The sequence below is a fragment of the Cysteiniphilum sp. genome (assembly GCF_057495195.1).
Map to the genome: position 1 here is coordinate 1 of NZ_JBXTEF010000131.1, position 8,267 is coordinate 8,267.

An 8,267-nucleotide genomic window follows, 5' to 3' on the forward strand; every position below is an offset into this window, starting at 1 on the left:
GCCTGCAATACAATTGCTCAAAAGACTCAAAAACTTCTTCGCCATTGAACACCGCAAAATGATTTACGAGCGGTATAAAAATAAAAATCGTCAATTGCCTTTCACAAAAAATTCTTTAGAATAAGGTAACCTCGGACAACGTGAAATTTCAATGATTAATCATCGCGAGCAATTCAAGCATATTCAAAAAGTTTTACTATTAGGTTCTGGCGGAATCCGCATCTCACAAGCAGGTGAATTTGATTATTCCGGATCGCAAGCTATTAAAGCGTTAAAAGAAGAAGGCATCAAAGTTATCTTGGTTAATCCCAATATTGCCACCATTCAAACCGATCCTGGTATGGCGGATGAAGTCTATTTTGAGCCATTAGATTTGGCGCATGTGACTAAAATTATTGAGAAAGAAAAACCCGATGCAATCATGCTAAGCTTCGGCGGGCAAACGGCATTAAACTTAGGCCTTAAACTTGAAGAAAAGGGTATTTTAGCACTGCATAATGTCAAAGTGCTAGGCAGCTCAGTACAAACGATCAAAGAAGCTGAAGATCGCGGGCTTTTCAAAGATAAGTTAGATGAGATTAATGTTAAAACCGCGAAGAGTTTTGTTGCAACAACGTTAGAAGAATCTTTAGCCGCAGCAAAGGAAATAGGCTTTCCATTGATGATGCGTTCAGGCTTTTCATTGGGAGGATTAGGTTCAGGGATCGTTACAACGGAAAGCGAACTTAAGCATCGCGTCACCGAAGTATTAAATGCTACCTCACAAGTATTGATTGAAGAGTGTCTACTAGGATGGAATGAGTTTGAATATGAAATTGTGCGCGATATGGCAGGCAATGTACTGACCGTATGCAATATGGAAAACTTTGATCCTATGGGGATCCATACCGGTGAAAGTATCGTTGTTTCACCATCGCAATCCCTTAACAATGAAGAGTATCATCGCTTACGTAAGATCGCGATTGATGTGGCTAATCACTTTGAGATTATCGGTGAGTGTAATATTCAATATGCATTTAATCTCGAGACGTCAGATTATCGCGTAATTGAGATTAACCCACGTTTGTCACGTTCCTCAGCTTTGGCGTCAAAAGCGACAGGCTACCCACTAGCCTTTATCGCGGCGAAATTGATTTTAGGTTATAACCTGCATGAATTACAAAATGCGGTAACTAAGAAAACCTGTGCGTATTTTGAGCCAGCACTTGATTATATCGTTGTTAAGATTCCACGTTGGGATACGCATAAGCTTAAAAAAGCTGAGCGCTTTATCGGGACTGAAATGAAGTCTGTCGGCGAGGTGATGGCTATTGGTCGATCATTCCCTGAAGGCCTACAAAAGGCTGTAGGCATGCTTAACATTGGTGCGGCGGATTTATCGGATTATCCTTTTGAGATTCCGGATCTTGAGCTTGAAATTGAGCGCGCGACTGATCGCAGGATCTTTGCGTTACATCGCTTTTTTGTGCAAGGTGGTGATATAGAGAAAGCCTATCAGTTATCAAAGATTGATAAGTGGTTTTTAAACCATATGCATACGATTGCTGAAATGGAAAACCGCTTAAAGAATTTAAACAATCCACTGACGAAAGAGTTGTTAAAAGAAGCCAAAAAACTTGGGTTTTCTGATAAGTCCATTGCACGTTTCCGTGAGATGGATGTGCAGGCTTTGCGTGCTTGGCGTATCTCACAGGGTATCGTGTCTTATGTCAAACAAATCGATACTTTAGCAGGTGAGTTTGAAGCAGAGACCAATTATCTATATATGACGTATCATGGGATTGAGCATGATGTCAAACCGTCTGAAATCGAGGCAAGCCTAATTATTGGTTCTGGTCCTTATAGTATCGGTTCATCAGTTGAGTTTGACTGGTGTGGCGTGACGACGGCACATACGTTGAAGAAACTGGGTGAGTCACCAATTATTATTAACTCAAACCCTGAGACGGTCTCAACTGATTATGATGAGTCTGATCGTTTGTACTTTGAGCAATTAACATTTGAGCGTGTACAAGATATTGCTGATTTTGAAAATCTAAAAGGGATTGTAGTCTCTGTGGGTGGGCAAATTGCCAATAACTTGGTCGTGCCATTGGCAAGAGCTGGTTATCCGATTTTAGGCACTTCACCGCAGAATATTAACAAAGCAGAGAATCGCGCGATATTCTCAACGATGTTGAATGATTTAGGTATTGACCAACCAGAATGGCAATCGGTAACAACGCTGGAGAAAGCCAAAGAGTTCTCAGATAAGGTTGGTTACCCCATTTTGGTGCGTCCATCGTATGTGCTATCAGGGGCGGCGATGAATGTGATCTACTCAGAAGATGCACTTGAGCAATACTTGGCAGAAGCAACTTCGGTATCACCTGAGCATCCTGTGGTTATTTCGGATTTTATCAATAATGCTAAAGAGCTTGAAATGGATGGTGTGGCTGAGAATGGTGAAATTGTTATATATGCGATTTCTGAGCACGTTGAGAATGCCGGTGTTCATTCAGGTGATGCCACGATTGTGCTGCCACCACAAAATCTATATCTTGAGACGATTCGTCGAGCTAAACGTATTACCAAGAAGATTGTTAAAGCATTAAATATCTCAGGACCTTTTAATATTCAATTTATCGCTAAAGATAATAACCTTAAAGTGATTGAGTGTAATCTACGCGCTTCAAGATCTTTCCCGTTTGTCTCGAAAGTCACAGGACATAACTTTATTGAAATCGCAACAGAAGTAATTATCGGTAAATATAAGAAAAAGCGTTATAACACGCTCGATCTTGACTATGTCGGTGTTAAAACATCACAGTTTTCGTATAACCGCTTAAAGGGCGCGAACCCTGTGGCTCACGTTGAAATGTCTTCTACTGGTGAAGTCGGATGTATTGGCTATGATCTATTAGATGCGTTTTATAAGTCATGGCAAGCGACAGAGATGTTTGTTAAACGCAAGAAAATACTTCTATCAATCGGTGGTGATAAAAAGGTTAAACTCATGCCTGAAATCAAGCGTTTGCATGAGCAAGGTTGGGAGATTTATACCACAACCGGGACACATCAATATTTAAGTGATTTGGGTGTTGAAACGAAATTAACCCACAAAATCAGTGAATCAGAAGCGCCTAATGTTGAAACGGTGATTGCTGATCATTGTGTTGATTTGATTATCAATATTCCACGCCGCCAGCAACATGTCAGTGATGATAATGTATCTGATGGCTTTAAGATTCGCCGTCTTGCAGTTGATCACCATATCCCACTGATTACTAATTTGCAGATTGCTGAATTGACGTTACGTTCATTGGCTGAGTTGCATGATGCGCCAATTCACGTGAAATCGTGGCGAGAGTTTATGGAGACTCGTGCTTGATTACATTACAAAATATCTCATTACAGCGCGGCTTAAAGACATTATTTGATGATGTGAGCTTCGCAATTTATGATAAGCAAAAAATCGGTCTTGTTGGTGCTAATGGCGCGGGCAAGACCTCATTATTTATGCTCTTAGCTCAAGGCTTGCAGGCGGATCAAGGTGAACTTGAGATTGCTAAGGGCACGCGTATTGTGACGGTTAAACAAGAAGTTGATGATTTAGAGACTTCGGTTGTGCGCTATGTTATGCAAGGCAATGCCGAGTTACATCGATTAACGGTGGCAATGGAGCAAGCGCTCGCTGATGAGGCTTATGAAGAGCATGCGCGATTGCATGCTGATTTTGAAGCATTAGGTGGTTATCAACTGGAGTCACAAGCCGCGCAATTGTTAGATGGCTTAGGCTTTGAACCAAAGCAGTTGCATGAACCAGTGAAATCGCTCTCAGGTGGTTGGCGTATTCGCTTGAATTTAGCGCAAGCTTTATTACAACAAGCTGAAATATTGCTGCTAGATGAGCCAACAAACCATTTGGATTTAGATGCGGTAATGTGGCTTGAGCGTTATTTACAAAATTACCAAGGTGCGATTGTCCTTATCTCACACGATCGAATATTTCTCGATAATGTCGTTGAGCGAGTGTTGTATATTGAAAATAAAGGCATTGATAGTTACACAGGTAACTATTCATCTTTTGAAAAGCAATATCATGAAAAACGCTTGTTGCAACAAAAAGCACATGTTAAACAACAGCAGAAAATTGCCCATTTGGAAAGTTTTGTTAATCGCTTTAAAGCCAAAGCATCCAAAGCAAAACAAGCACAATCGCGCGTTAAAATGCTTGAGAAAATGCAGCGTATTGAAGCGGTACATGATAAGCAAAACTTTAGTTTTAACTTTGCTGAGAACACTAAGATGCCAACAGGCAGTTTATTGACACTTGATAATGGTGTGTTGGGATATGGCGATAAAGTTATTTTAAACGATCTTAATACCATGATTTTGCCAGAAATGCGTATTGGCCTTTTGGGTAAAAATGGCGCTGGGAAATCAACCTTTGTTAAAGGCTTAGTTGGCGATTTAGCATTATTACAAGGGCAGAGCAAAAAACACCCAGATCTCAAGATCGGCTATTTCGCACAGCATTCGTTAGATGCGCTTGATTTTACAGCCTCTGCCTTAACACACATGAAGCGTTTGGATGCGAAAATTACCGATGAGCAGGCACGCAAATTTTTAGGTCGATTTAACTTTAGTAATGAAATGGCGTTATCGGCAGTTGATGGTTTCTCAGGCGGTGAGAAGGCGCGCTTGGCACTTGCATTAATCGTTTATCAAAAGCCTAACTTTTTACTTCTAGATGAGCCGACAAACCATTTAGATATTGAAGTGCGTGAAGCCTTGGCATTCGCATTACAATCTTTTGATGGCGCTTTGGTGTTGATATCGCATGATCGTTATTTGCTAGAAAGCACGGTTGATGAATATTGGTTAGTTGATCAAGCTCAGGTGTCTACTTTTGATGGTGATTTAACGGATTATTATCAATATGTGCTTGAGCAAAAGAAAAAAGATAAGCAAAAAGTGGCTTCTAATGCTGTAGATAATAAAGACCCAAAAATAGCAGGGATATCAGAGAGGCAAGAAAAAAAAGAGACGCAAGAAGCGCAAGAAACGCCAAAAAATAAGAAAGAATCACGCCAACTACGCGCGCAATTACAAGCAAAACTAAAGCCACTTATCGACAAAATTAAAAAAATTGAAAAAGAAATGGCTAAGCTACAAGCGCAAAAAGAAGCGTTGGATCTCAAGCTTCAGGATGAAGCGACTTATCAGGATAAGGCGCAACTCAATGAGCTACTCAAAGCACATCAGCAAATACAAGTCGAGCTTGAGGAAAAAGAGCTTGTTTGGCTTGAGTTAAATGAGCAATTAGAGCTTTCAAGTTAGATAATGGTAGGCCTTAGAGAGACCTGGACAATTAACTAAATTCGTAACTATTCAGTGGGTTTGATTTTGATAATCGCTCTATCTGTTATTGGTTATCAAATTTGCTAAAATCTTCACAAGCTGCTTTGTAAGCCAGCATTAAGAAATGATTTATGATGGGTATATGTCATCAAGCGCAACTATGTTATGATGCCGATGCGTTTAATTTGACGGATAACTAGATGTATCGACCGTTGCCATTGTTTATTGGTTTGCGTTATTTGCGCGCGAAAAAGAAAAATCAGTTTATTTCGATTATTTCAGCGATTTCATTTATTGGAATTGCGTTAGGTGTTGCTGTGTTGATCACAGTAATGTCAGTGATGAATGGCTTTGATGAACAAATCAAAGATCGTATTTTGATGATGGTGCCGCCAGTTAAGGTTTACCAAGCAGGTGGTAAGCTATATAACTGGGAGAGTTTAGCGCAAACACTGGAGCAAAAAGATAAGCGTATTTCAGGTGCGGCTCCAATTATCGAAGGGCAAGGGATGTTATCCGCTAATGCCACTAATGCTTTTGCTGCGATTCAAGGAATTGACCCAAAATATGAAGGATCAGTAGTACCAATTGCTGAGCATATGCAGCAAGGGTGTTTATCATCATTGCAATCGGGTAAGTTTAATATCATTCTGGGTAAGTATTTAGCAGACTCATTGGGCGTCAAAGTTGGGGATAAAATTACCCTTATTGTGCCACAAGCAAATCTAACACCAGTCGGCATGATTCCACGCTTAAAGCAGTTTAAAGTCTCAGGCATTTTTAGTGTCAGTTATCAATATGATAGTTATTATGCGTTGGTTAATATCAATGATGCCGCTAAATTATTCCAAATGGGCAACTCAGTTAGCGCTTTGCAGCTTGGGGTCAAAGATATTTATCAAGCACCGTTCTTAAAGGAGACGTTAAACACGAAAATATTGCCAGATTTTTATATGGCGCGCGATTGGACGGATGAGAATAAGAGCTTCTTTCAAGCATTGCAAATGGAAAAAACGATGATGTTCTTTATTTTGATGCTGATTATTGCCGTGGCAATTTTTAATTTATTATCGTCGCTTGTGATGGTTGTTACTGATAAACGTTCAGATATTGCTATTATGCGCACCTTAGGCATGTCATCACGGCAAATTATTATGACCTTTATTATTCAAGGATTAGCAATTGGTGTGATTGGTACGATTATTGGTATTCTTTTAGGTGTCGTATTATCGCTTAATGCGACAGAAATTGTTAATTGGATTCAGGTAGTATTCCATGTGCAGTTCTTAAGTCCAAGTGTATATCAAATTGATTTTATTCCATCAAAGCTCGTTATGGGCGACTTAGTGCATGTAGCCATTGCATCACTTATTTTAAGTTTCTTAGCGACACTTTATCCAGCGTGGAGTGCTTCAAGAGTTCAACCCGCGGAGGCGTTGCGTTATGAGTGATTTACAACTTGATCAGTATGCTATCTTTTGTGAGGGTGTTGATAAAGTTTATAAAGAAGGTAAGCTTGAAACCGGTGTCTTGCATGGCATTGATTTGCGTGTTGAGTATGGACAAAAGGTTGCAATTTTAGGGCAATCTGGCTCTGGCAAAACCACGCTTTTGAATATGCTCGCGGGTCTTGATTCGCCAAGCAAGGGTCAAGTTTATCTTGCGGGAAAACGCATGGATGCACTATCACCCAATAAACGTGCCTTGCTAAGAAACAGGCATTTAGGTTTCATTTATCAATTTCATCATTTATTGCCTGAGTTTAGTGCGCAAGATAATGTGATGTTGCCATTGATGATGCGTAAAGATATTGCTAAAACGAGAGCACAAAGAGATGCTGTGCAAATGCTTGAAGCGGTGGGACTCGCGCATCGCATTAAACACAAGCCTAGTACATTATCAGGTGGTGAGCGTCAACGTGTTGCTATCGCGCGTGCTTTAGTGACTAAGCCGAGTTGTATTTTGGCTGATGAACCAACTGGTAATCTTGATGCAGAGAACTCTGAGAAAGTATTGCAATTAATGCATCAATTGAGTAATGAGTTTAAAACTGCATTTGTTGTTGTAACACATGATGAGCGCTTCGCTCGCGAAATGGATAAGGTATATCGACTTACGGATGGGCGTATAGAGTAGTTGGTTTAAATATTAATACTTTACCTTCAAAGTCTTTCCCATACTTCAAAATCAAAATCACATTCATTGTTCTGATCTTTATGATAACTGCGTTGTCCAATGCGCTTAAATTCTTTTTCTTGCCACTGTGGGAAAAAAGCATCAGCCTCTTTTAATGCATGGACTTTGGTAATGTATAATCGATCGACAAAGGGTAAGAACACACTATAGATCTCAGCGCCGCCGATGATAAATATCTCATAATGTGGTTTGTCTTTCGCTAGATTAAGAATATGCTCAATATCATGAACGATCGCACACTTGTCTTGTGTGTAATCTTTTTGGCGTGTAAGGATGATATTTTTTCGATTAGGTAGCGCGCGTCCAATCGAGTCAAAGGTCTTGCGACCCATGACGATATAATTGTTTTCAGTTAGCTTTTTAAAGTTTTTCAAATCATCAGACAGTTTCCAAGGTAAGCTGTTTTTAATGCCAATGCCTTGTTTTTGATCATATGCAACGATAATTGATAACATAATGGATTTCTCTTTTTAGTCATTAAAATCAATGGAAGGCATTGTAGCGCAAAATTCAGCAAGATTGGGCATGAAATTGTATTTAATGCAAACAACTAAAGCCTTTATTTGTCTAGTTTGTAGCCTTTTTGGCGGATGCAATAAATTATTCAAAAAAGTGCTTGACCGAGTTGGGTAAATCCGCTTTAATATGCGGCATTGGCCAGATAGCTCAGTCGGTAGAGCAGAGGACTGAAAATCCTCGTGTCGGCAGTTCGATTCTGCCTCTGGCCA

At 39.9% G+C, this 8,267-nt stretch carries 5 protein-coding genes and 1 tRNA gene; 5 read left to right on the top strand and 1 reads right to left on the bottom strand.

What is annotated here, in order from left to right; genetic code table 11:
• Nucleotides 1-151: 151 nt before the first annotated feature.
• The 4 genes from carB (at nucleotide 152) to lolD (ending at nucleotide 7,479) form a co-directional block, all read left to right on the top strand.
• Entirely contained in the window at nucleotides 152-3,370 is a 3,219-nt protein-coding gene (gene carB / locus ACY10D_RS11030) for a carbamoyl-phosphate synthase (glutamine-hydrolyzing) large subunit (RefSeq protein WP_487000783.1), read from the top strand.
• A complete protein-coding gene (locus tag ACY10D_RS11035) occupies nucleotides 3,367-5,322 on the top strand; it encodes an ABC-F family ATP-binding cassette domain-containing protein (protein WP_487000784.1) in 1,956 nt (651 codons plus the stop codon). Before carB ends, ACY10D_RS11035 begins: the two co-directional genes overlap by 4 nt.
• Before the next feature lie 221 nt (nucleotides 5,323-5,543).
• Nucleotides 5,544-6,794, top strand: coding sequence for a lipoprotein-releasing ABC transporter permease subunit (locus ACY10D_RS11040; RefSeq protein WP_487000785.1), 1,251 nt, complete (start codon nucleotides 5,544-5,546; stop codon nucleotides 6,792-6,794).
• Nucleotides 6,787-7,479, top strand: coding sequence for a lipoprotein-releasing ABC transporter ATP-binding protein LolD (gene lolD, locus ACY10D_RS11045; protein WP_487000786.1), 693 nt, complete (start codon nucleotides 6,787-6,789; stop codon nucleotides 7,477-7,479). Before ACY10D_RS11040 ends, lolD begins: the two co-directional genes overlap by 8 nt.
• 26 nt (nucleotides 7,480-7,505) lie before the next feature.
• Here the strand turns inward: lolD and ACY10D_RS11050 are convergent, their stop codons facing one another.
• Entirely contained in the window at nucleotides 7,506-7,994 is a 489-nt protein-coding gene (locus ACY10D_RS11050) for a dihydrofolate reductase (protein WP_487000787.1), read from the bottom strand.
• Nucleotides 7,995-8,194: 200 nt separating this feature from the next.
• Between ACY10D_RS11050 and ACY10D_RS11055 the strand changes: the two genes are divergently transcribed.
• Nucleotides 8,195-8,267 (top strand) — tRNA-Phe (locus tag ACY10D_RS11055).